Annotated in this window: 18 protein-coding genes; 14 read left to right on the top strand and 4 right to left on the bottom strand. The window is 38.2% G+C overall.

Annotated elements, in window-relative coordinates; genetic code table 11:
• Nucleotides 1–149: 149 nt before the first annotated feature.
• The gene (locus HDC33_RS05595; RefSeq protein ID WP_255457304.1) at nt 150–1,136 is read left to right on the top strand and encodes a DUF4145 domain-containing protein; all 987 of its coding nucleotides are present in this window, start codon (nt 150–152) and stop codon (nt 1,134–1,136) included.
• 148 nt (nt 1,137–1,284) lie between these two features.
• Here HDC33_RS05595 and HDC33_RS05600 read toward each other — a convergent pair whose 3' ends face one another.
• Nucleotides 1,285–1,722: a hypothetical protein gene (locus HDC33_RS05600; protein WP_179391508.1), complete on the bottom strand. Its 438-nt coding sequence runs from the start codon at nt 1,720–1,722 to the stop codon at nt 1,285–1,287.
• A 574-nt stretch (nt 1,723–2,296) separates the two neighbouring features.
• Between HDC33_RS05600 and HDC33_RS05605 the strand changes: the two genes are divergently transcribed.
• The gene (locus HDC33_RS05605) at nt 2,297–2,437 is read left to right on the top strand and encodes a YolD-like family protein (RefSeq protein ID WP_179391509.1); all 141 of its coding nucleotides are present in this window, start codon (nt 2,297–2,299) and stop codon (nt 2,435–2,437) included.
• A 377-nt stretch (nt 2,438–2,814) separates the two neighbouring features.
• Here HDC33_RS05605 and HDC33_RS05610 read toward each other — a convergent pair whose 3' ends face one another.
• Both HDC33_RS05610 and HDC33_RS05615 read right to left on the bottom strand, forming a co-directional pair.
• Complete coding sequence (locus HDC33_RS05610; protein ID WP_179391510.1) at nt 2,815–3,261, bottom strand: hypothetical protein; 447 nt, start codon at nt 3,259–3,261, stop codon at nt 2,815–2,817.
• Between the two features lie 1,280 nt (nt 3,262–4,541).
• Complete coding sequence (locus tag HDC33_RS05615) at nt 4,542–5,204, bottom strand: TetR/AcrR family transcriptional regulator (protein ID WP_179391511.1); 663 nt, start codon at nt 5,202–5,204, stop codon at nt 4,542–4,544.
• Between the two features lie 498 nt (nt 5,205–5,702).
• Here HDC33_RS05615 and HDC33_RS05620 point away from each other — a divergent pair, with 498 nt between their 5' ends.
• The 7 genes from HDC33_RS05620 (at nt 5,703) to HDC33_RS05650 (ending at nt 16,831) form a co-directional block, all read left to right on the top strand.
• Nucleotides 5,703–7,205 (top strand): BCCT family transporter, encoded by a 1,503-nt coding sequence (locus HDC33_RS05620; RefSeq protein WP_179391512.1) that lies wholly within the window; start codon nt 5,703–5,705, stop codon nt 7,203–7,205.
• Between the two features lie 68 nt (nt 7,206–7,273).
• The gene (locus HDC33_RS05625; protein WP_179391513.1) at nt 7,274–9,322 is read left to right on the top strand and encodes a CocE/NonD family hydrolase; all 2,049 of its coding nucleotides are present in this window, start codon (nt 7,274–7,276) and stop codon (nt 9,320–9,322) included.
• A 395-nt stretch (nt 9,323–9,717) separates the two neighbouring features.
• Entirely contained in the window at nt 9,718–10,839 is a 1,122-nt protein-coding gene (locus HDC33_RS05630) for a M24 family metallopeptidase (protein ID WP_179391514.1), read from the top strand.
• A 46-nt stretch (nt 10,840–10,885) separates the two neighbouring features.
• Nucleotides 10,886–11,410 carry a DUF2179 domain-containing protein gene (locus HDC33_RS05635; RefSeq protein ID WP_179391515.1) on the top strand — a complete coding sequence of 175 codons (525 nt, stop codon included), beginning with the start codon at nt 10,886–10,888 and terminating at the stop codon, nt 11,408–11,410.
• Nucleotides 11,411–11,466: 56 nt separating this feature from the next.
• Nucleotides 11,467–12,441 carry a proline dehydrogenase family protein gene (locus HDC33_RS05640; RefSeq protein ID WP_179391516.1) on the top strand — a complete coding sequence of 325 codons (975 nt, stop codon included), beginning with the start codon at nt 11,467–11,469 and terminating at the stop codon, nt 12,439–12,441.
• A gap of 705 nt (nt 12,442–13,146) precedes the next feature.
• Entirely contained in the window at nt 13,147–14,385 is a 1,239-nt protein-coding gene (locus HDC33_RS05645) for an MFS transporter (protein WP_179391517.1), read from the top strand.
• Nucleotides 14,386–14,692: 307 nt separating this feature from the next.
• Nucleotides 14,693–16,831 carry a M28 family peptidase gene (locus HDC33_RS05650; protein ID WP_179391518.1) on the top strand — a complete coding sequence of 713 codons (2,139 nt, stop codon included), beginning with the start codon at nt 14,693–14,695 and terminating at the stop codon, nt 16,829–16,831.
• A 210-nt stretch (nt 16,832–17,041) separates the two neighbouring features.
• Here the strand turns inward: HDC33_RS05650 and HDC33_RS05655 are convergent, their stop codons facing one another.
• Nucleotides 17,042–17,347 carry a monooxygenase gene (locus tag HDC33_RS05655; protein ID WP_179391519.1) on the bottom strand — a complete coding sequence of 102 codons (306 nt, stop codon included), beginning with the start codon at nt 17,345–17,347 and terminating at the stop codon, nt 17,042–17,044.
• 370 nt (nt 17,348–17,717) lie between these two features.
• Between HDC33_RS05655 and HDC33_RS05660 the strand changes: the two genes are divergently transcribed.
• The 5 genes from HDC33_RS05660 to HDC33_RS05680 all read left to right on the top strand — a co-directional run bounded on the left by HDC33_RS05660 (nt 17,718) and on the right by HDC33_RS05680 (nt 24,080).
• Nucleotides 17,718–19,112: a sigma-54 interaction domain-containing protein gene (locus HDC33_RS05660; RefSeq protein WP_179391520.1), complete on the top strand. Its 1,395-nt coding sequence runs from the start codon at nt 17,718–17,720 to the stop codon at nt 19,110–19,112.
• A 211-nt stretch (nt 19,113–19,323) separates the two neighbouring features.
• On the top strand, nt 19,324–20,184 hold the full coding sequence (locus HDC33_RS05665) for a beta-keto acid cleavage family enzyme (protein ID WP_179391521.1): 861 nt from the start codon (nt 19,324–19,326) through the stop codon (nt 20,182–20,184).
• 136 nt (nt 20,185–20,320) lie between these two features.
• Entirely contained in the window at nt 20,321–21,289 is a 969-nt protein-coding gene (locus HDC33_RS05670) for a 3-hydroxyacyl-CoA dehydrogenase family protein (protein ID WP_179391522.1), read from the top strand.
• Between the two features lie 274 nt (nt 21,290–21,563).
• On the top strand, nt 21,564–22,886 hold the full coding sequence (locus HDC33_RS05675; protein WP_179391523.1) for a gluconate:H+ symporter: 1,323 nt from the start codon (nt 21,564–21,566) through the stop codon (nt 22,884–22,886).
• A 153-nt stretch (nt 22,887–23,039) separates the two neighbouring features.
• A complete protein-coding gene (locus HDC33_RS05680; RefSeq protein WP_179391524.1) occupies nt 23,040–24,080 on the top strand; it encodes a ketopantoate reductase family protein in 1,041 nt (346 codons plus the stop codon).
• Nucleotides 24,081–24,291 lie beyond the last annotated feature (211 nt).

Genomic DNA, 24,291 nt, shown 5'->3' on the forward strand with positions numbered 1-24,291 from the left:
CCTTTATTACTAAACAATTCGGCGATGGGGAAGTGAAAACCTCTTTATTACCAAGCTTCACGTCACTATACTATGGAAGCGCATGGTCAATATCATTGCGGTAAAATAAGACTAGTATGAGAAATTCACACGGTCGGAGGAAAGGTCACATGGACAATCAACTTTACTTCTATAATTTTCTAGAACCACTATCCAAAGAACACGCATACGTTGCACGTGAACTTGAAAATAGTATATTCACAAGCCCCCGTACAATGCTTACACACGCAAGAATATTCATCGAAAATATATTGCAGAAAGTCATACAGGCAGAAAAGCTACCCGACGAGCCGTGGACAAATTTAAAGGAACGGCTCGATCTGCTCAATGAAAACGGCTATTTAACACCCGAAATTCGCGATGCCCTACATCATATCCGCCAAATCGGCAATAAAGCAGCACATGATTCCCGCATGTTCCGCTACTCCGAAGCACTTTTATCGTGGGAAGCGGTCTATACAATCGTCAAATGGTACGTCGAAGTGTATGGCCCCGTCGATGTCACAGTTCCCGATTACCAAGACCCATCACTTCGGGCGGAACAAGCCTATGACATTACCGAACTAGAAGTACGCCTCAAGTCACTCGAAGAATTGCTCATTGCATCCGTGCAGAAGCCGGCTGATGAATCAGTACATAGCGAAGTGGTTGCAACTACGGGCGTAATGACACCAGTAGAACCCGAACGACCAGGCTACACAACGATCCGTACGCTAACATACAAAGGACAACAACTTGAAGTTCCGTATTTCTTACGTGATGCATTTTTGTTACCGCAGCGGTTCGATAAATCCGAAACATTCCTTGTCAGGCTCGGAGCAGAACAACAGGCACGCATCATGAGTGAATTGCCGAACAATCTCGAAGGGCTTCACAAACATGTAAAACGGTTTGGTGAGAAGCACGACGAAAAGTTTTTTGAGGAGTTAAAGGTCTATATTGAAGAGGAAAAAGTTAGAAGAAAACTTGCTTTGGAACGCCCAGGTGAGCTGTTCTTCTTTTATAAAGCGGACTACATCGTCGTGACAGAAGAACTTTCCGAAATTCCATTCACTGCAGATAATTCACGGGAAGTACGAGCCTTCTTAGACAGTTAAATGAAGACCAGATAGAAACAGTTGGGCAGTTGCCGAAGGAATTGGTGATTCTCGCGAAGTATGAGAATGTAGGGATTGGGACTGTGGAGAAGTTGTTTGAGCAGCTGAAAGGGAAGCGGCTATCCCTTATTACGACTTGAGAAATGGGTCAATAGCCCGATTCATCAACTATATCAATTTCAATAGTATTATTAGAAAAATTATATTCTAAGTATCTTGTAGAATTTTCGAATTCCATTGATAGTAAAGCTGTGTTATCATTTTTCCAAGCAATATTGTATCTTGATGCGTGATTAGATTGCATATCATTATCAATGTCAATTTTTTTAGTTTTCTTAGTTTCTCCGTCTTCTTTAAAGTAGATCTTAACTGTCTGTGAACCCATAAGAATTCCATTTCCGTATTCATTAATTATTACTTCATTTTCTCTAGAAGGGGATTTCTTTTCAATTAAGAATTCTTCTTTAAAATTGACCCAGTAAATCAAGTACGACAATAAGACCAAAAATCCCCAAAACAATACTCTACGATCCTTCTCTTTTATCTTTTTAATATCCTCTTTAATCGATGGATCTTCGTTGTTCATAGTGAACCTCCTTTACCTTATATATACATTATAACTCAAATGGAAAAGTTCGCACAAACTGGATTTTGTAATATTCACACTACCTAAAACGCAGGTGTACTGTGTTCTTTGCTACTTCTTCAAATTGACCACCGATGCCATTAAGCTTTTTCTCAACTGAATCAAAACGTGCATCCACTGCAATAAACCGTTCATTCATTTTGGATTTCATATCCTTCATTTCCGTCAGAATTTATACTCAAGGGTGGAAAGGGTGGAAACACTACATACTTGTTGAGAATAAGAGGTACAATCTTATTGGTTTTTGAAAAATATAATTTACAATATAGGTTTAGTGTAGATAAAAGAATGTCCGAAAAGATTACTCTTGAAATTTTAGTTCAGATAGCTAATTCTATTGACTATTGAATCGAATTAAAGAAATCTCTTCTTTAACTAAAGCAAACGCCAAGGGATTAATCGAGGGTTTATAAGGAATCATGGATGATTGTGAACTACCGAGAACATCAATTCCGTGCTTTTAAGTTGGTCAATATACTTTTGATGGGACCACTACGACAAAGGAGGGCGCTTAATGGATATTGAAAATTATAAAGACAGAGGCAGGAAAAAGTGGACTGCAATGATGTTGCCCGAACATATTTCCATGTTAAAGGAAATGAATATTGATTATGAGAAAGAAACAAAACCGATTTTAGACGAGTATCAGCTATAGGAAATCAACGAAAAGATTGGTACTACCGTAGAATTTCATATGCCATTAATTTTTGAATTGTGGATCGACGGCTTTGATGAAGTTTTTAGAGGCGTTAACAATAAGGAGATAGATTTCTATGTTTAAATCTGAAAAACACAATTTAATTACTAACATTATTCTTTGGATTACAGCTCTTATAATTATTTATAGTGCTATACCTTACAAAACGCCTTTATGAATTAATATTCTTTTTCCTTTAATAATGAGTGTATCAATAATTAAAAATATTTATAATATCTTAAAAAACAAAGAAAAAGTTTCAAAAGATGAATAACTAAAAAGAGTTTCCCAAGCCGTAGTTGTTTGGGAAACTCTTAATCCTTCAATCAATTAGTTTAATTTACTACTTCGTAAATTACCCTTATAGAATATGAAGTATGGTAGTTCTTACTATCTGTGATAGAGATTTTAACTCTTTTACCATTTTTAGCAGCATAAATGATGTCAACATCTGCAACAGCCATACCTGACAAAGATGCTGCTAGTACTGCAACTGTAACGTAGGGACCATATTTATACCCATACTTAGTTAGTATCTTTTCAGCTGCACTTGTAGCCGCAGTAGCTGTTATTGCTGCACCTGCTCCAGATAAAGCCTTCATATTATCTGCAATTTCTTTTGTTTGTGCTTTCGTTAGTGTATATGAACCAAGTGTGATTCTTTCTTCTGTTGATCCACCACCTCCGCAAGGTCCATAAGAACATGCAGCAAACACATTAGCACTAGGTACAGCAATTAAAAGTACTAGACTTGCTATCAAAACACTTAAAATCTTTTTCATTCTTATGTACAACCCCTCTCTTTAATATACTGAATATTATCACTATCGATATGTAAGCGTCAAATATATTAGCTAAATAGTTACTTTTTTGATTTTATTCCAAGTATATTAAATGTTATATTATCTAATTTATGTTATTTCGTAATTGTCATTCCGCCGTCTAGAATAAGATCTTACCTGTAACAATGTTATTTTCTTCCGTAGTTAAATAAAGACCGGTTCGTGCAATATCATTTGTAACTCCAACACGTTCCGAATCACACTGCACATTAAGAGACTTGTACAGTTTAGATAGCCAATTTATTCAATTTGAATCCGGTGGAACTTAGAGTACTTATTTCACGGTAATTATTGTCAATTAAAAGTGGGTGATAATGTTTTCTAAATTTCTAGTAATTTACTTGAATTATTTTTTTCGTAAAAATACTTCCTACGAAACTTCTTCTATCCGTTTTTTATTCTCTCCAAATCTACCGAAATTGCGCTGTCGCCTTTGAAGATGCTTCAAATTGCTTGTTTGCTTTGTCATGTAAATAATCAATAACAGACACAACGTCGAGATCGTTCTCGACTAGTTCTTTTTTAATTCTTTTATTCTCTTAGGTTATTGCTAGTGGAAAATTGCCTTCTGTAGAAGGGGCAACTTGCACTTCCTCTTGGGATTGTTAGACGGCTTTTCATCCAGCTGAATTAATTGTCATAGCTGCACGACCGTCAATGGGAAAAGACCGACACGTTGAATCATATTGCGCTTCAAGCAGTGGGAGGGGGCTATAAGCCAATGATCTTTTCACTAGAAGTGAGTAGAACGTCGATGGTTGATCAAATCATCGCGATAACAGGTGGCAATAACTGACTGTGTATGCAAAATTCTCACACGCATTTCACTGACAAGCAAAAATCGAACTGGCTTTTCCGACACTCGGCAGCTTGAGCAAGGCGAATAGTCATATCGATGATTGCACTGGACTGACAGTGGTCCAAATACGTGCCGCTACAAGAAACATCATCCATACGGAACCTAAGCTGAAACCGATTGTTTGCAAATGATTTTAGGCACCTGTGCGTGGCACTATTCAGTAAATACAATACAATTCTATAATAATACAAAGTAAATCAACACCTATGCGATTTCTCTATATTTTTTTATATTTACTTTGTTGCTTGAGTTATATGTCTTTGTGTCTGACACAGGTACCTCTTTTAAGGCATCCCCAAAGCGCAAAAGCGGTATCCAATGGAATCACCGCTGTTTAGCGCACAAGTATTGCTTTAAACGATTAAGACACTTGCTTACTCGAATAGTGAATAATCTCCGTTATATAATCCATCGTGATTTCCGAAAGCTTTTCTGCTACATGAATTGTCCGGTTATTTAATAGATTAGTGAGCATACCTTGCCAAATTAGAATCGTCATCTCGTTGACCTTATCAATGTCCACTTCATCGATGAAGCCCTCATTTGCAGCGATTTCCAAAATGGACCGACCTCGTTTTGACACGTTACGTTCAAATAGAATGGGTTTAAGCTCTTCTGGAAAACTGATTAGATCAGTTGGATAAATTTCATAGTATTCTGCCAAGAGCTTTTCAGGATGATTACCTAAATCCATGATAAATACAGCATGAAAGATTTGCGGCTGTAGGAAGGAGTGCTTACAAAAGCATTCCCATGAGTGTATGTATTTTTCTAACGGATTTTTCCCCTTTTCAATAGCGTTCCGCACGTCATCTGTATATGCTTTCAAAAACTTCATGGAAGCGAAAAATATCAAATGTGAAATCTCCGTAAAGTAATTGTAAATGGTCGCACTATTATAGCCTGCCCGATCGGCCACTTTTCGGATTGTAACATTTTCAATCCCTTCTTCTTCAATTATTTCCGCTGTCGCATCAACGAAGTATTTCCACATCCGACTTCTTTGAATCTTCTTATTTCCCATTTATGAACACCCCTACATTCTGCATAGTAACTTTAGATTGACATTAGTGTGCCTATTATACATTATCTACTAAAAAAAAAGCTGATAATTAGATTGTTCTATGTTTTCCGATGTGCTAATATAATCAGCATAAGTATATAATCATGATTATTTATACTAGTCTGATTGAAAATGATCATGAAAAATATATTTGTATTTATCCCGCGTGAACGAGCAGTTTTATCTATACCACAGGAATCAGTGGCAGCAATGAGATAATGTGGAAATCTGACTATCCGGAAATGCTGTATAGGTTCAATGAACAATCAAGGAAATTGTGGAAACCCACACTGATTGAAATAGTCTAAAACGGATAGGTATGAATTGAGAGAAGGGGGGAGTAAAGTATTTCCATTACGCTTGCTATTCGTGCCTTAATTGAAAGCGTTGCCACGTAGAGAAATTAGCTACAAATCATGGGTTTTAACAATATAAAGTTGAAAAAAGGGGATTGGAAGTATGGGGAAAGTTAGAATTGATCCATTTGTATTCTGGACATCAATCGTCGTTATTGTTGCAGCAACTGTGTTATTAGTGTTAAACAGAGGAACAGCGGAACCGTATTTGGATAAGTTAATGACTTCCATCACCTATCAAATGGACTGGGCATTTCAGTTTTTAACAATTGGATTATTTATATTACTAGTTTATTTAGCATTTAGCCGTTTTGGGAAAATCAAGTTGGGTGAAGGCAAGCCAGAATTCTCCACATTCAGCTGGGGGACAATGTTGTTCACAGCAGGCATGGGGACAAGTATTATGTATTGGTCGATGTTGGAACCGATTTATTATTTCATGGGACCACCTTTCGGAATTGAACCCGAGAGTAATGAAGCGGCAGAGTGGGCATTGACGTATGGCTTATTCCATTGGGGAACATCAGCATGGGCACTTTATGCTTTCCCGACAGTTGTCATTGCTTACTCGTATTTTGTAAAGAAACGTCCTTCGTTAAAAATGAGTACTGCACTTAGTGGGGTTCTCGGCAAATATGCAGATGGCAAGGTTGCAAAACTAATTGATGTGTTGGTAATTTGGAGTTTGGTCGGAGGGCTTGGTACATCACTGGGACTGGGTGTTCCAATGGTTTCGGCAGTTGTCGCTAGCATTTTTGGGCTAGATAAGTCATTGATGCTCGATACAATTATAGTGATCAGTATTACAATCATCTACTCTGCCAGTGCTTATATGGGACTGCATAAAGGAATTAAACGATTGAGCGACATAAATGTCTTCCTTGCATTGGCTCTTGCGGTTTTCATCTTCATTGCAGGACCGACATTGTTCATCTTGACGTATTTTACCAACAGTTTAGGAATGATGATCCAAAACTTTGCGATAATGAGTTTTTATACAGATCCAATTGGCAAAAGTGGATTCCCACAAGCTTGGACAGTATTCTATTGGGCTTGGTTTGCTGCCACAGCTCCATTCATGGGCTTGTTTGTTGCACGGATATCCAAAGGACGCACAATCCGCCAACTAATTACACATATGCTGTTATGGGGGTCAATCGGTGGGTGGACCTACTTTATGGTCTTCGGTGGATACACAATGAATCTACAATTGAATGACATTCTTCCAGTAAAAGACATTCTAAACGATAGCGGTGGTCCAGCAGCAGTTGTTGAAATTTTGAAGTCATTACCACTCAGCTACATTGTGTTACCATTCTTTGTGGTGTTGGCGGTTATTTTCCTTTCCACCTCACTTGATTCTGCGACCTATATCCTAGCAGCAATTGCGACGAAGGAAATAAAGAATGGACAAGACCCTGCAAGGTGGCATCGTATGGTATGGGGTGCAATTCTTGCAGTCCTGTCAGTAACCTTACTAAATATAGGAGGATTACGTGTCATTCAAACTTCTGCCGTCATTGTATCCGTACCAATATTTGTCATTTATTTATTGTTAATCGTTTCGTTCTTCAAATGGTTAAAGCAGGATTTCCCGAATAAGTAAATCTAGTTCAACAAAGAAAAACTTCATTCGCACGCTAGGTTTTAAAATTATTACTTGGAGGTAATTACATGGTTTTCAATGTACGTGAATCGAACCGGTCAATTAAAACAAAATTTCCGAGAGAGGTTAAGGAAATTGAACATGTCTGGATTCCGTTGTCGGACGGGACACGTCTATCGGCACGCATCTGGTTACCTGTAGACGCAGAACAACAGCCGGTTCCCGCTATTCTGGAATACCTTCCTTATCGCAAAAATGATTTTACAGCGCTAAGGGATTCGATTCGTCACCCGTATTTTGCGGGTCACGGCTATGCGAGCATTCGTGTGGACATGCGTGGATGTGGCGATTCAGATGGGATTTTATATGACGAATATTTAAAGCAGGAGCAGGACGATGGACTGGAAGTACTATCATGGATTGAGAAGCAGCCATGGTTCACAGGCGGAGTGGGTATGATTGGGAAATCGTGGGGCGGCTTTAACGGCCTGCAAATGGCGGCACGTCGTCATCCCGCACTAAAAACAATCATTACACTTTGTTCGACAGATGATCGTTACGCTGATGATGTTCACTATAAAGGCGGTGCACTTCTTGCGTCGGACATGCTTTGGTGGGGTTCCACGATGCTTGCCTACAATGCGCGACCTGCAGATCCCGCAGTTGTAGGGGATGCATGGAGAAAAAGTTGGTTGGAACGTTTGGAGAAAACACCGCCATTCGTAGAAGAATGGATGAGACACCAGCGTCGAGACGAGTACTGGAAGCATGGTTCCGTCGGTGAAAACTTTGATGATATCGACATCCCTGTCTACGCTGTAGGGGGATGGGCTGATGGCTATACAAATGCAATCCCTCGTTTACTTGAAGGATTGAAAGGTCCACGCAAAGGGTTGATCGGCCCATGGGCGCATGAATATCCTGAAGTTGCGGTTCCCGGTCCACAAATCGGCTTTTTACAAGAATGCGTACGTTGGTGGGATCATTGGTTAAAAGGCATTGACACAGGCATCATGGAAGAACCGATGCTACGTGCATGGGTACAAGATAGCGTACCGCCTAAAACGGATTACGCGATTCGACCAGGTCATTGGGTTGCTGAAACTGAGTGGCCACCCAAGGCGCAAGAACAAAAGGCCTATTATCTGAACAAACAGCAGCTTTCTGATAAACCGGTTGCGGAACAAGCAATCACTGTTTCAAGTGTTCAGCATCATGGACTCTATTCCGGTGTGTTCTGTCCATTCGGACAACCTGGAGACCTTCCTGCAGATCAGCGACTTGAAAATGGCCTTTCCGTAGTCTTCACATCTGACCCGGTAAATGAGGCGATTGAAATTCTAGGTTTTCCTGAGTTTACAGTCGAAGTAGCATCTGACCAGCCGAATGCATTACTCACAGTTCGTCTGAATGACGTTGCACCAGACGGTTCTTCGACACGCGTGACGTGGGGCGTGTTGAACTTGACACACCGAAATAGCCATGAACATCCTGAATACCTAGAGCCGGGTAAAAAATATACGGTAACGTTACGAATGAATGCAATCGGACACAATTTACCTGCAGGACATTGTTGGCAATTAGCAGTATCGCCAACATACTGGCCACACGCTTGGCCATCTCCAGAGCCAGTGACATTGACTGTCTTTGCAAATGAAAAGACGTCTCTCACGTTACCAATCAGACAACCTAAAGCAATCGATCAGGAATTACAACCGTTCGAACACCCAGAAACCGCGGCTGTTATGGAACGTGTGATTCTCCGTGAAGCAAACCGGACTAGAGAAATTCTTCATAATACAATTACAGACGTTTGGACGCTAGATGACTTTTCTGATGAAGGAGCAAGAATGCTTCCTAGTAACGGAATCGAATATGGCAGCACAAATCGCAACGTTTATTCCATTGTAGAAGGTGATCCACAATCTGCCAAAGTTCAATGTGATTGGACGCTAACTGTTGGTCGTGGTGAATGGCAAACGAGTCTAGAAAGCACCAGTATCATGACAGCAGACGATGAGCAGTTCTATGTTACGAATGAGCTGATTGCTTATGAAGGAGAGACTGAAGTATTCAATAAAACATGGAAAATAGCAGTGCCAAGGGATTTTGTTTAACAAGGAGGAATGAAGTTCAATTCCTCCCTGTTAAAGCCTCCGGCGGATGTCAAAGATTTTGAAGGGAGTTAATTGAGCAAGCTCAATTCAAAATCTTGACGCAATCACTCCAAGGCGTGATTGATTTAACTTTACTCCTTGTACAGACAGTGTTTCTATAAATGGAAGCCTGTTTGTCATAAGGGGTTTTTAGTGGGCTGACGTTTAAATGCCTATAAGCTGTTGGCAAAGGAAAGGTAGTAGTTGAAATATAGATTCCCACTATAAGGTATATTTTCTCAATTTTCACATGTAATCCTATGTTCAATATAATTGGACTGTCACACTCTTTTTTATAATCATGGTTATTTAATTAGGTATGATAATTGGTATTAATTTTGAGAGGTGAATTAAGTATGATTGTTCAAAAGAGACTGGAACAGTTTAGAAAGTATATGGATGACAACCAGATTAGTATGAGTTTAATTTGGGAGCCAGATAATCAGTTTTACCTATCAGGTTTCCGTGCTATTTCGTATTCTCGTCCGATTGTGACACTCATCGATAGCGAGAGGACAGCGTTAATTATACCAGGACTTGAAGAAGTCCATGCGGCGGAGAAAGCGAAAGTAGATGCAATGTATGTCTACTATGAACAAGTAGGGCTAAAGGATAAGGAATTATCCTATATGGATCACTTAACGAAACTTATTCAACAATTTCCCGCTGGTAGCCGCATCGGTGTTGAGTTGAATAATCTTCCTTCGAGCGTGTTTATGTACCTTACGCAACTAGGTTTCACTGTTGTGGATGTAGGCAAGAAGATTACTGAAATGCGAACGATTAAAGATGCGCACGAAATAGAATTGCTAAAAATAGCGGGTCGATTGTCAGATTTAGCGATTGCAGAATCATTGAAACATGCACGGGTAGGCATTAGTGAACTTGAATTTGATACGTACGGGGATAAGATTTTACTTGAGATTGCATCAATTGAGTATCCTGACGAACTAATCGGATATGAAGACTGGACATGCTCCGGGATTCGACGCAGCGAAATGCCTCACCTATATTCGAGTACACGTAAGTTTGAAGAAGGTGACGGTGTTGTTCACAGCCGACAAGTATGGTTCAACGGTTATCGAGCCGAGAATGAACGAACGTTCTTCGTCGGGAAGCCAACGGAAAAGCAAAAGAATTTATTAGAGCTTGCAACTGAGGCACAACGAGTGGGTATGGACCTGATTCGTCCTGGTATCATGGCGAAGGAAGTTGATATTGCTGCCTACGAAGTTTTTAAAAAAGCGGGTTATGGTGAATTTGTCAATCACCGGATTGGACATGGACTCGGACTTTCCGAACATGAAGAGCCGTACTTGAGGTTCGACAATGACCTCTTTCTCCAAGAAGGAATGGTGTATACAATAGAGCCAGGCATCTATGTACCCGGAGTTGGTGGATTCAGGCATTCAGGTACAGTTATTCTAACGAAGAGTGGAAGTTTCGCGATTACACAGCATCCGAAAACGATTGAATAGATGACATTTCAAGACATCATTGAGGTAAAGACCTGAGGGGGATCCCATGACAGCTATACTATTTATCATCATCGCCATTAATATCGTTTATGTCTCCTTATTTACGTTGCGCGTCATTCTAGTCATTAAAGGATACCGAATGGCGGCATCGATTCTATCGATGGGCGAAGTGTTTGTGTATCTGATGGGTTTGACAATTGTCCTGGACAATTTAGACAATCCCATCAATATTGCAGCGTATTGTGTGGGTTGGGGAATGGGTGTCTTCCTCGGAAGTAAGATTGAAGAGCGCTTGGCACTCGGTTATATCGTCTTTGACGTAGTCGTTGATTCACTCGAGATTGAAATACCCATGAAAATCCGGGAACAAGGGTATGGTGTTACATCTTGGGTTGCAGATGGGAAAGACGGTGAACGACTCGTTATGAAAGTGTTAGCGAAACGTAATTACGAACAGAAATTAAGAAAACTTGTCCTCTCCTATGCGCCTAAAGCATTTATCATCTCCTATGAACCGAACAAGTTCAACGGCGGATTTTTGCTTAAAAACCTTAACTCAGGACGAAATTAATCTAAAGAAAATGTTGAATATGAATACCGATAAAAACAGATTGAGGGGTATGAAGAATGGCTTTATTAAAAGATTTATTTATTGGGTTATCCCAAAACCAACTACTAAATACTGCAGCTAAAAAGTACGGTTTGAAATTAGGCGCACAACATGTCGTCGCAGGGACGAATGTCGCTGAAACGATTGAGAGTATAAAAGAATTGAATGCGCGAGGGATTTCTTGTACAGTCGATAATTTAGGCGAATTCGTTTTTGAAAAAGAGGAAGCAATCGAAGCAAAAGGACAAATTCTTGAGGTGATCGAAGCAATCCATATACATAAAGTGGATGCACATATCTCATTAAAACCGTCTCAACTTGGCCTGGACATCGACTATGATTTCTGTTTGGATAATTTAAAGGAAATCGTGAGTAAAGCGAGTGCTTATGATATTTTAATCAACTTCGACATGGAGGATCACAACCGACTGCAAGCATCGTTTGATTTATTAGAAACGCTATCGGAGGAGTATTCCAATATAGGGACAGTGATTCAAGCTTATTTCTTCAGAGCAGTAGAAGACATCCAAAAATATAAAAACTACCGCTTACGTATCGTGAAAGGTGCCTACAAAGAGTCAGAAGAAGTCGCTTATCAAAATAAGAAAGAAATTGATGAAAACTATATCAAGCTCATCGAATGGCATCTGTTAAACGGCAAATTCACTTCAATTGCGACACATGACCATGTAGTTATTAACCATGTGAAAAAGTTTGTGAAAGCGAACAACATCTCAAATGACAAGTTCGAATTCCAAATGTTGTACGGCTTTAGAACAGATATGCAGCTTCAATTGGCAAGTGAAGGCTATAACTTCTGTACATACGTTCCTTTTGGTAGTGACTGGTATGGCTATTTCATGAGGCGTCTTGCGGAACGTCCGCAGAATTTAAATCTTGTTGTTAAACAAATGTTTAATAAGAAAACGAATAAGGTTATTGGTCTGTCGGCAGGGGCATTTTTGCTGGGGAGAGTGTCTAGAAGGAAATAAATCTACCCTAATACGAATAGCAATTCGGATTCAAATGAGGCTATCATTAAGCGCCGAGCGTTGTAAATAAAACCCTTTCGTTCAAACTTGCACTGACCTAAAGCAATGAGACAAATAAAAAACACCTTTCGTTTGAAAAACGGGTATAGATACCCAATTAGACAACGTGGAGGTGTTTTTTCTATGGGACCAAGAGTAAGTTATCTAGTAGAAGTAAAAATGAAGGCGATTGACTGCAAGGTTTTGAATTTGTAAAATCAGTGCCACAATAAGAGCAAGTAAGATAATGAAAACGCATTCATTAGTAACTTAACAAGCAAAGAAATATGCCCGCTTAAAATCCCCCCCACAAAAACTTGACTCAATCCATTTCCTTTAGCAGTTGTAATAGTAGAAAGACGTATGCTAAAATGAAAATTAACTATAGTGAAACGGAGGTTTTCCTTGTGACAGCATCAATGAGACTTAGAATCCAAGTTTTGAACCGTTAACTGAATACGTTCAAAAACTCTGCTGATGTGCAGGGGGAATGGGATTGGTCTGTCTAATTGAGGAAAACTTGATTTATCATTTAGAAAGAGGGAGGACGAGTCTGCCCTCTTTTTTGCTGTTTAAAAACTTGAATGAATAACAAATATTTCCAGTAGGATAGGACCTTGCCGTTTTGAACTTGCAACCATTAATTTGATAAAGGTCGTGAAGTAGATGAATTCTGCATTTGAAAACTGGAAGAGGAATATCATTATCTTTTTAGGTAGCCAAACCATTTCTCTTTTTGGCTCTTCTTTAGTCCAATATGCGATTATGTGGCATATTACGTTGACTACACAGTCTGGGATGATGATGACTTTGTTCATCATCTGTGGGTTTATCCCGACTTTCTTATTATCACCGGTGGCCGGGGTTTGGGCGGACCGTTATAACCGGAAGATACTGATTATCATATCGGATGGACTTATTGCGATTTCGACGCTGATCCTGGCTATCGTGTTTTTAATGGGGTATGACTCCATTTGGTTATTGTTTGTCATGGCTGCAGTCCGGGCTGTCGGGGCGGGCATCCAGACCCCGGCTGTCGGAGCAATATTGCCGCAAATTGTCCCGGAGGATCAGCTGACGAAAGTGAATGGCACGAATGGTAGTCTTCAAGCAATCATCATGTTCGTTTCCCCGATGGTCAGTGCGGCATTATTGTCGATGACTTCCCTTGAAGTGATTTTCTTCATCGATGTGATCACCGCGGCTATCGCGATTTTTACGTTACTCGTATTTTTGAAAATCGCTGTGCATGAGAAAGCGTCCGAAAAGCAGACAACGAGTTATGTCAGCGATTTTAAGGAAGGCTTGTTATATATTAAACAGCATGCGTTTCTGAAAAAATTCTTTCTCTTTTTCGCATTTTTCTTTGTGTTGATGGCACCTGCTGCATTTTTGACGCCTTTGCAAGTGGCGCGTAGCTTTGGTGATGATGTGTGGCGTCTGACTGCCATCGAAATCGCTTTCTCCATCGGAATGATGGCAGGTGGTGGTATTATTGCTGCTTGGGGCGGTTTTTCCAATAAAGTGCATACGATGACCTTTGCGAGTGTGTTGATGGGGGTTTGTACGTTTGCATTGGGGATTGTCCCGATTTTCTGGATTTATTTAGTTTTCATGGGTGTGTTTGGCATTGCTATGCCGATTTTCAATACGCCGACGATGGTTTTAGTGCAGGAGAAAGTGGACAGTAATTATCTGGGACGGGTCTTCGGTGTGTTCGGGATGATTTCCACTTCCATGATGCCGATTGGAATGCTCATTTTCGGGCCGATTTCGGATGTTGTGAAAATTGAGTGGTTACTCGTAGGAACAGGGATCCTCATTTTAATCGTCGGCGTTTTCTTGGGTAGGAGTAAAGTGTTACTGGAGGCTGGAAAACCTACAGTGAAGGAGCTTTCCGAGTAGAAACCCGATAACAGTAGACCGCTTGATGTATAGGCATCGGGCGGTCTACTTTTTGGTTTTAATTGTAACCTGTGCGTGAAACTCTTCCGGTAATTGACTACAATTTCATAAAAGTAGAACAATGATCAGATAAATGGATGGGTGTCTGGGATTTTTGCGTATTTATTCAGGTATGTGAATTATTTACTGTTGTATCACACACAGGTACCTCTATTTAAGCAACGATGCATCTTTAGATATCTTGCTATTTCAAATTGAATAATGTTTAATTGAGCAATGTGGAAAAATATTGAATGGAGATTTGTAAATGAAAAAGAAATTGAATGCAATCACTTTACTGCTAGTCATGGCGTTGTTATTGTCTGCTTGTACGAAAAGAGAGAAGCTTAACGAACCTAAAAGCGAACCTTTGGAAATTGCAAAAAGCGAGTATCTATCAAAAGTAGATGTCGATTATGCTTATAACTTCACAAAAAGTCTAGAAGAATTTAAAACGAATGAAAAGTTAGGTTATCGTACTGCCGGTTCACAAGCGGAAATCCTAACAGGTAATAATATCTTTGAAGAAATGAAAAAAATAGGACTATCCGAAGTAACCAGGGATGAGATTACCGTAGATACATGGGAGTTTGAAAAAGCGGACCTCACCTTTACAGATGAAAATGGAAAAGAACATCTCGCTGTTTTAGGAGCTTATCAAACGAACTTTGACACAAAAGGTGTGAAAGAGTTTGAAGTTATTTATGCTGGAAAAGCTACAAAAAATGACCTTGCAGAAATTGATGTAAAAGATAAACTCGTATTAATCGATATAAATCAACGTGAAGAATGGTGGATAAACTATCCTGCCTACCAAGCTTACTTAAAAGGTGCTGCTGCAGTCATCGCTGTACAACAAGGTGGCTATTCCGAGATTGACCCAACAGCTTTGAACGCGCAAGATATTATTGGTCCTGGTTATGCCCCTGCATTTTCAATGTCACAAGCAGATGCAGAAGTATTGAGAAAATCGATTACTGCAAGCGGAAACGCTTCAATAAAAGTTGATTTTGATGCTAAATCAGTTGTTGAGTTTGATGGAAAAACCTACAACTACTATGGAAAAATAATCGGTAAAGATCCCGAGTCTTACATCATTTTATCAGCCCATTATGATTCCTATTTTTTAGGGTTTCAAGATGATAATGCTGCAATCGGGCTTATGATGAGTATTGCAAAAGGTCTAATCGATAGCGGCTATAAACCAGAGAAAACAATTATCTTCAATGCACTGGCTGCAGAAGAATGGGGAGTTTCAAACACTCGCTATGATTGGTCGACTGGTGCCTATAATCAAATTTTTAGAGTTCATCCAGAGTGGGTAGGAAAAGCTGTTGCAAATATCAACTTTGAGCTTCCTGCTTATGAGCACACATCGAGCGATGAAATACGTGCAGTATACGAGCTTAAAAACTATCTTAAAAACTTTGCTACAACTGTCCCACGAATCGAGGGTGTTTATAAAGATGGAATATCAGTAGTTTCACCACTTAGAACGTGGTCAGATGACTTTTCCTTTTCCATCGCGGGCGTTCCAGCACTTAGAAATGATTTTCAAGACAGCAAATTTATGAGAACTCATTATCACTCGCAGTTCGATAATGAAGACACTTATAATGAAAAGGCATTATTGTTTCACCAAAATCTATATGGTTTACTAACAATCTATTATGATCAAACTGCCGTTACTCCACTCGATTTCACGGTTAGGTTAAAAGCGTTAAAAGAGAGCATAGACCAAGAAATTTTTGACGATGCGGATGTGTCTTCAAATGAGATAATGACAGAAATTGATACTGCAATTGCTACTGCAGAAAAGATAAACAACAAAGTTAACGAAATCAATGATAACTACCTTAAAGCTTTTAATAAAGGCGATGCTAAAACTGCCAAAAAGCTTTATGATAAAAGCAGACAGCTTAATGCTGGGTTATTGGAAACATTCAAGTTTGCCCAAGATCATTTCGTCAAACTCACATGGGAAGATGAGCCGATTTTCCCACATGAACACGCACAACATAACATTGGGAATTTAGCACTTTCTATTGAATCTCTGAAAAAAGGCGATGTAAATACCCCTCTTGATGAATATTTATTTGCCATTGATAATAATTGGTACACTTATGATTTTGACAAAGAGGTTAACCGCTATTTCACAGACTACGTGTTAAAGCAACCTGCTGACAGACTGCTATGGGGTGCAGGAAGAATTGTAGGTCATGAAGATCTATATGACACAATAAATACTCTTTTAGAAAAACGCGATCAAACGGATGCTAATGTGACCGAAGAGATTGAGACATTGACTAAAGCATTAGAAAGTCAAAAACTACTACTGAAAACATCTGTCGATGAGGAACTAGCAAGCATAAAGACACTCTCCGAAATGCTAGCTGAATTAAAGTGATTTCTTAATGGTTTTCATAAGATCTTTCTAAAAAATAAAAAACACTAGAACTCCATCGACAAAACTACAACGGAATTCTAGTGTTTTTTTGTAGTTAAATGATTTTTGTTAAGTGTTTATTTGTCGTAGTAATACGAACGTGTATTTCGTAAGTAGACGAATTGTGGAGTGACAGATTTTATTTGAATTTCTAGCGCAGGTACTGTTCACTTATCCCATCGGGCCATGATTGATTGTTGTCAATGCATCATTCGTTTTAAAGATCTTTACGTTGACAGTTGTAATGCCAAAACCATTCAACCGTTTTGTATGTTTTGCTAAATAATTTTCGGCATCTTCTTTGGTGTTGAATAAATAGATACCGCCGGCTTCCTTCGTTTGTTCATTCTCCGTCCAAATCTTCCAGATGAATCCTTTTTCTTCGTTAATGCTATTTGCCAAATCTGTAAACGCATCGACCATTTCTGTGCCAAAGGGTCCTTCATGATTGAAATCGACTTGTAATATGTACGCCATAGTGAAACCTCCTTTAAATTGTTGTTGCTACATGTAGTATAGACGAAACGTGCTCATTTATATATGATGCCGCATTGATTCGTTCAAGGATAGGATTAAGAAGTCCTGTCCCTCGGTACGGCGCACTTTATTTTCGCATGTTTATTTAGGTATATGAATAATTTATTGTTGAGTCACACACAGATACCTTTCACTAAGTGTTGATTCGGATATCACCAATACATTTAAATTCCTCAACAGTAAACTATGGTAATATTAATATTGATTATACTGGATATATAGAAGAGTAGAGTAATATGAATAAATATAAAGAATTTCCTTGTTAGAAATTTTCGAGAATTGGCCACTTGATTCTATGATCAGGACGGAAATGGAATCAGGTTTAAAAGGAGCTTATGTAGAATTGGACGAATTGATTGAAGCTGTCGATTATAAAAAAATTTGTGATGAATTATATGATGGGATTTATATCTCTGATGAAGAAGGAAAGACTTTATATGTCAACAAATCTTATAGCAGGATAACTGGATTGGCAGCAGACTTAGTCATAAATAAGTATGTAACTGATCTCATGAAGGAAGGTTTATTTAAAAACGCAATCACACCTGACATTATTAAAACAAAAAAACCAATTAACGCAATGGCAGAAATCCGCACAGGGGTAAAAGTATTAATTTCTGGATCACCAATTTTAGATCCTGAGGGAAATTTAAAAAAGGTCGTCGTTATTAATCGTGATATGTCAGATTTATTGGATATGCAAGAAAAGCTTGCTGCATCACAAAATGAAATCGAACATCTGAGGAAATTACAGATAGCTAATAATTTAATAGGTAATAGTGATGAAATTCAACCTATTATTCAAATGATTCACCAAGTAGCCGATTTGGATGTAACTGTACTTATAATGGGAGAAACGGGGGTAGGCAAAGAAGTTATAGGAAATGAAATTTATATGAATAGCGACAGACATGGCAAACCCTTTATAAAAGTCAATTGTGCAGCGATTCCTGCCAGCCTATTAGAGGCAGAGTTATTTGGCTACGAAGCCGGCTCCTTCACTGGAGCATCCAGTAAGGGGAAAATCGGAATGTTTGAGTTGGCTGACAAGGGCACCTTGCTTTTGGATGAAATTGGTGAAATGCCTCTTGAATTACAATCAAAGCTTCTTAGAATCATACAAGAAAAAGAGGTTACACGTGTAGGGGGAACGAAATCGATTAAATTCGATGTTAGGATTCTTGCTGCAACTAATTGTGATTTATATGAACAGGTGAAAAAGGGGAATTTTAGGGAAGATTTATATTACAGGTTAAATGTATTTCCAATTCATATACCACCACTTCGAGCTCGAGTTTCAGATATTGAATTATTAACAAAACATTATTTGAACGTGTATAACACGAAGTATGGAAAACAAGTATTATTTGATAGTGAAGTGTATGAGGTTTTCAAAAACTACACATGGCCAGGAAACATTAGAGAGTTGCGAAATGTGATTGAGCGTCTGGTTATTGTTTCAGAAAAATACAAAAATATAAATGGTACATTATCCAAAAAGGTTTTGAATATTGAGTCGGACAGTACAGAAACAACAAAGGGTGAGCTTAGTCTTAAAGAAATTGTCGAAAAAGTAGAAAGGAAGATAATAGAAAAGGCATTAAAAGATTATGGGAGTACAAGAAAAGCAGCGGCAGTCTTAAAAATAAGCCAATCATCAGTAGTGAAAAAGGCGAAAAAATTAGGAATTCATATAGGTGATTAGAAAAGGAATCATAGTGATTCCTTTTTTAATCGCCAATAAACAATGTCAATTAACATATAGTCCTGATTTATATTGAAAAACGATGAATACTTTCATCGTTTAATTTTTAGCCAAGGAAGCAAAAGCCTTTGATATCGGTTTTTGCAATTGGCACGCAAATTGCAATATATAAAATGAATAACTAACTATATAGAATGTGAGGGGAAAAGTAATGGAAAAATTAATCATTACGGTAGCACCAACAGGAGCACAAACTACTAGAGAGCATACGCCATATGTGCCTTTATCGCCAAAAGAGATTGCGAATTCTGTTTACGAATCATGGAAAGAAGGGGCAGCCATTGCCCATATTCATGTTAGGGATTATAAAGGAGACAATACCCTTGATTTAGACACGTATAAAGAGGTAATTGATCGAGTTCAGGATAAATGCGATATTATTTTAAATTTAACAACTGCTGGGGGTTTAGGGAATAATGAGGAAGCGAGACTAAGAGTTTGCGAATTAAATCCTGAAATGGCTACATTTGATGCAGGGTCCATGAACTTTGGACAAGATGTTTTTCATAATACACCTGTATTTCTGGAGACACTGGCGGCTGTTACAAAGGAACGTCAAATAAAACCGGAAATTGAGATTTTTGATATCGGAATGATAGATAATGCTTTAAGAATTGCGAAAAAAGGTTTATTGGAAGAACCGTTCCATTTTCAATTTGTGTTAGGTGTCCATGGCGGGATGCCTGCAACTCCCAAAAATCTAATGTTTTTAGTGGATAGCATTCCAAAGGATTCAACTTGGTCAGCAATAGGGGCAAGTAAAGATCAACTAATCATTAATACGATGAGTATACTTCTAGGCGGTCATGTTCGAGTAGGAATGGAAGATAGTGTGTACTATCGAAAAGGAGAGTTAGCTACTACTAATGCTCAATTTGTGAAAAGAATAGTAGAGTTATCTAACACGCTCGGAAGAGAAATTGCTACTCCTAACGAGGCTAGGAGAATTTTGGGGCTGGATAGAATAAATGAGAAAAAGAAATCAAAGAGTACAGCTAGTTCTGGTAGATAAATGAAAATCTGTTATTTTACTTCAAATAGGCTTCTTTTTGACTGAATGCAAGTTGAAAGCCAAAACGAATGTAATTATTCTCTATACTAGAAAGCGCTATCACCCGTAAATATAAGGAAGAAAGTTGGAATGAAAAATGATAAAAAAAATAGCTGTATTAGGTGCAGGAACAATGGGTCAAAGCATAGCGGAAAATTTTGCAATCCATGGATATGATGTGAATCTGTATGATGTTGATGAAGATAGACTAAGAAATGTTGAAAATGAAATTAAAACTGATTTGGAATTCCTTGCCGAAGAAGGATATATAGAACATAGTGTAATCGCAGAAACAATGAACAATATTCATTATTGTTCTGACATAAAAAAAGCAGTTGTTGATCGTGATTTTATTACGGAATCGATTCCTGAAATACTGGAGCTAAAACAAGAAACGTTCAAATTATTAGATGATATATGCCCGGAACAAACAATTTTCACAAGCAATACTTCCAGTCTTGGGTTAAACGACATGATGGCCTTGGTTAGTGAAAATAGAAAAAAACGGATGATGGTTACTCACTATTATAATCCAGCGCATATTATGCCAATTGTTGAACTCTCCTATTTTGGTAATATGCCGGAAGAAGTTTATCAAGAAGTCGAAAGTTTATTTAAATCTATAAAAAAGCAGTATATAAAAGTATTAAAAGACGTACCCGGATTAGTAGCTAATCGTATTCAACAGGGTATCGCAAGAGAGGTGTTTTCGATTATTGAACAAGGAATCGCTGAACCGGAAGATGTTGATAAAGCATTAATGTTCGGACCTGCATTTCGTTATGCCACCACTGGTCAGCTAGAAGTAGCCGATATGGGCGGTCTTGATATTTGGAGTGTGGTAGGCGATAACCTATTAAAAGTTATGGATAATCGTACAGAAGCGAATCCTTTGCTAAGAGAAAAGGTGAAAGAAGGTAAGTTAGGAGCTAAAACCGGTGAAGGCTTCTTCAAGTATAAACCGGAAACGCTTGCTCAAACAAGAAATGACTTCACTAAACGTTTGATTCATCAATTAAAGGTTTCACAAAATTATATAAAAAAGGAACCTATTTCAACTAAATAAGCTTTTTGGATTCATCAACACTGATTGCCTGAACATCCTGAGGAATATTGCGACATAATCAATTATGATGTATGGCAAACTTTCCGACTTGGTTGTGTATTGATGTAAAGGATAAAGAACTATTAGTAAATTTATTACTCGTACGGATGAAGTAACAGCTATCGGCTTGTTCAACCGTAAGAGTTACGATGAACAGATCGATTTGAAATTGGAAATCTTAATTGTATAGTATTATTTTAAATGTTTTGTAAAAAAATCAGAATGGAGTGGAAGTATGCCACTTATAGCATTGGCTTTGGGGATAATAATATTATTTATTTTAATCATAGTTTTTAAGCTTAATGCATTTCTGTCTCTAATAATATCGGCAATATTCGTAGGGCTTTTCCAGGGAATGGAACCATTGGAAATTGTCAAATCGATTGAATCTGGTCTGGGGAGTACCCTTGGACATTTAGCTATTATTATTGGTTTGGGAGCCATTTTGGGGAAATTAATATCTGAAGGTGGTGGAGCTAATAGAATCGCAACGACTCTAATTAAAGTTTTTGGCGAAAAAAGAGTGGATTGGGCAATTTGCCTAGCGTCATTTATTTTGGGGATAATATTATTCTATGAAGTTACCTACATTCTTTTGATCCCTATCGTATATACAGTAGCAATTGAAGCAAAGGTTAAGCTAATGAGAGTGGGTATCCCTTTTTTAGCGGCTATATCAATAACACACGTCTTTTTACCTCCACATCCAGGTCCAACTGCTATTGCAGCTGCTTTAGGAGCAAATTTAGGTGTTGTTCTGGGGTACGGCTTTCTTCTAGCGATTCCAGCTACAATTATTTTCGGACCGCTATTTGGTAGGTTATATAAAAATTGGGATATTGAAATTCCAAGCCATTTAGTATCAAAGAAAGAATTCAACATGGATGAAGTTCCATCATTTGCAACTTCCATTTTAACAGCTTTGTCCCCAGTTATTCTTATTTTGATAGGGGTAATTGCACAATTTTCGATTTCTGAGACCTCTTCTACTTATAAAATTTTAACCTTTATCGGTAATGCTGATATAGCTCTGCTTATATCACTTCTTATCGCAGTATATGTATTTGGATTGCATAAAAAAAGGAAAACGATGCCTCAATTAATGAAAATCGCGGAAGAAGCACTGATTTCTATGGGGGGAATAATATTCATTCTTGGCGGTGGTGGTGCATTTAAACAAGTTATTCTTGATAGTGGAATGGCAGAATACATTTCTGAATTTACAAATGGATGGAATATCTCACCATTCGTATTAGCGTGGATTATTGCCGCTATTATCCGGTTAGCCGTAGGGTCTGCCACAGTCACAGTTTTAACCACTGCTGGAATTATGTTGCCAATTGTTCAGGCAACTGGTGTTAGTCCAGAATTGATGGTAATAGCAATTGCAAGCGCTTCGATAGCTTGGGCGCCACCAAGTGATGTATCTTTCTGGATGACAAAAGAATACTTTAATTTGACGATTGTACAAACAATTAAATCTGTTTGCTTTATGTATACTCTGGTTGCTATTTATGGATTACTTGGAGTCCTTGCATTGAACATGTTAATTGGGTAATTTATAAAAGCTTTGTAACTAGTAGAGGTTTTGCTATCTATTTGTGAAAAGAATAGTAGAATTGTTTAACACTTTAGGAAGAAAAGTTGCTTCTCCGAATGAAGCATCGGGAATTTTGAAATCGAGAAAAAATCAATCAAGGGGTGACTATTTATGAAAATAGGCGTATTAGGAGTAGGGTCACTTGGTACAATTATCGGTGCACTTATCACTAAGGGCGGATATAATATCGATCTAATTGATATTAATCAGGAAAATGTAGATGAGCTAAATCAAAATGGTGCAAAGTTAACAGGTTTTTTAAATGAGACAATTCCTGTAAAAGCTAAACATCCGAATGAATTAACTGGAAAATATGATGTGATTTTTCTTCTTACAAAACAAGTTTACACAAAGGATTCATTGGAATCCATACTTCCTTTTCTTTATAAAGACAGTATAGTATGTACGTTGCAAAATGGTATCCCCGAAGAAAGTGTTGCCGCCATAGTTGGGAAGGAAAGAACTGTTGGTGGTGTAGTTGGCTTTGGCGCCACTTGGATAGGGCCCGGCGTATCAGAGCTAACAACAGAACTAGAGGTAATGAGGAAATACGCATTTGACATTGGGGAACTCACTGGAGAAATTACCGAAAGAATAAAAACGATAAAAGCCATTTTAGAAACTGTTGGTTATACCGAAATTATCACCAATATTAATGGAATGAAATGGTCTAAGCTGTTAATGAATGCAACTTTTAGTGGTATGTCTGCAGCACTAGGGTGCACATTCGGAGAGGTATTATCTAATCCGGATGCAATGAGAAGTTTGGCAAACATCGCTGATGAAACGATTAAGGTAGCTCGATCACATCATATTCGACTAGTAGAAATGCAAGGGAAAGACTTTGAGTTTTTAGAACTGGAGAGTCAAACAGACGTTTCCGGGAAAATAGCATTTTATGAGGAAGTGTGGGGGCCTCATGCAAACCTCAAGGCTAGTATGTTGCAGGATTTAGAGAAAGGCAAAAAAACAGAAATTGATTATATTAATGGACATGTTTCCGAAAAAGGAAGAGAGAAAAATATACCAACTCCATATAATGATTTGGTTTGTACCTTAGTAAATGAATCAGAAAAAGCAAAAAAACTCCCTGTTTTTGAGGGAAATATCTACATGTTTAATTCGTTGAGCAACAATCTTTTGAAAGCTTAATTGATAAAAAGGATTACTAATATTTTTAGCTTATCGTGGTTTTCTAGTCATAGTCGTTGCTCCCATCGTCAAGCATATGGGGACATTTTCATTATTACCATCATGAAAGCGCTTGTAGCATTCTGTACCGCTATTATACTTTCATTAATTGTTTAACTTAATAGGTTCATCTCGGTTGGAAATATCCCTTTGGATATAGAAAGCACGGCTA

Source organism: Sporosarcina sp. JAI121 (genome assembly GCF_013408665.1).
Taxonomy (GTDB): Bacteria; Bacillota; Bacilli; order Bacillales_A; family Planococcaceae; genus Sporosarcina.

What these genes read in the sequence shown, in the direction of transcription:
- HDC33_RS05650 (WP_179391518.1), top strand. Translation starts at nt 14,693, where the DNA reads ATGAAAAAGAAATTGAATGCAATCACTTTACTGCTAGTCATGGCGTTG.
- HDC33_RS05625 (WP_179391513.1), top strand. Translation starts at nt 7,274, where the DNA reads ATGGTTTTCAATGTACGTGAATCGAACCGGTCAATTAAAACAAAATTT.
- HDC33_RS05655 (WP_179391519.1), bottom strand. Translation starts at nt 17,347, where the DNA reads ATGGCGTACATATTACAAGTCGATTTCAATCATGAAGGACCCTTTGGC.
- HDC33_RS05670 (WP_179391522.1), top strand. Translation starts at nt 20,321, where the DNA reads ATGATAAAAAAAATAGCTGTATTAGGTGCAGGAACAATGGGTCAAAGC.
- HDC33_RS05620 (WP_179391512.1), top strand. Translation starts at nt 5,703, where the DNA reads ATGGGGAAAGTTAGAATTGATCCATTTGTATTCTGGACATCAATCGTC.
- HDC33_RS05630 (WP_179391514.1), top strand. Translation starts at nt 9,718, where the DNA reads ATGATTGTTCAAAAGAGACTGGAACAGTTTAGAAAGTATATGGATGAC.
- HDC33_RS05665 (WP_179391521.1), top strand. Translation starts at nt 19,324, where the DNA reads ATGGAAAAATTAATCATTACGGTAGCACCAACAGGAGCACAAACTACT.
- HDC33_RS05680 (WP_179391524.1), top strand. Translation starts at nt 23,040, where the DNA reads ATGAAAATAGGCGTATTAGGAGTAGGGTCACTTGGTACAATTATCGGT.
- HDC33_RS05605 (WP_179391509.1), top strand. Translation starts at nt 2,297, where the DNA reads ATGGATATTGAAAATTATAAAGACAGAGGCAGGAAAAAGTGGACTGCA.
- HDC33_RS05600 (WP_179391508.1), bottom strand. Translation starts at nt 1,722, where the DNA reads ATGAACAACGAAGATCCATCGATTAAAGAGGATATTAAAAAGATAAAA.
- HDC33_RS05635 (WP_179391515.1), top strand. Translation starts at nt 10,886, where the DNA reads ATGACAGCTATACTATTTATCATCATCGCCATTAATATCGTTTATGTC.
- HDC33_RS05615 (WP_179391511.1), bottom strand. Translation starts at nt 5,204, where the DNA reads ATGGGAAATAAGAAGATTCAAAGAAGTCGGATGTGGAAATACTTCGTT.
- HDC33_RS05660 (WP_179391520.1), top strand. Translation starts at nt 17,718, where the DNA reads ATGGAATCAGGTTTAAAAGGAGCTTATGTAGAATTGGACGAATTGATT.
- HDC33_RS05610 (WP_179391510.1), bottom strand. Translation starts at nt 3,261, where the DNA reads ATGAAAAAGATTTTAAGTGTTTTGATAGCAAGTCTAGTACTTTTAATT.
- HDC33_RS05640 (WP_179391516.1), top strand. Translation starts at nt 11,467, where the DNA reads ATGGCTTTATTAAAAGATTTATTTATTGGGTTATCCCAAAACCAACTA.
- HDC33_RS05645 (WP_179391517.1), top strand. Translation starts at nt 13,147, where the DNA reads ATGAATTCTGCATTTGAAAACTGGAAGAGGAATATCATTATCTTTTTA.
- HDC33_RS05675 (WP_179391523.1), top strand. Translation starts at nt 21,564, where the DNA reads ATGCCACTTATAGCATTGGCTTTGGGGATAATAATATTATTTATTTTA.
- HDC33_RS05595 (WP_255457304.1), top strand. Translation starts at nt 150, where the DNA reads ATGGACAATCAACTTTACTTCTATAATTTTCTAGAACCACTATCCAAA.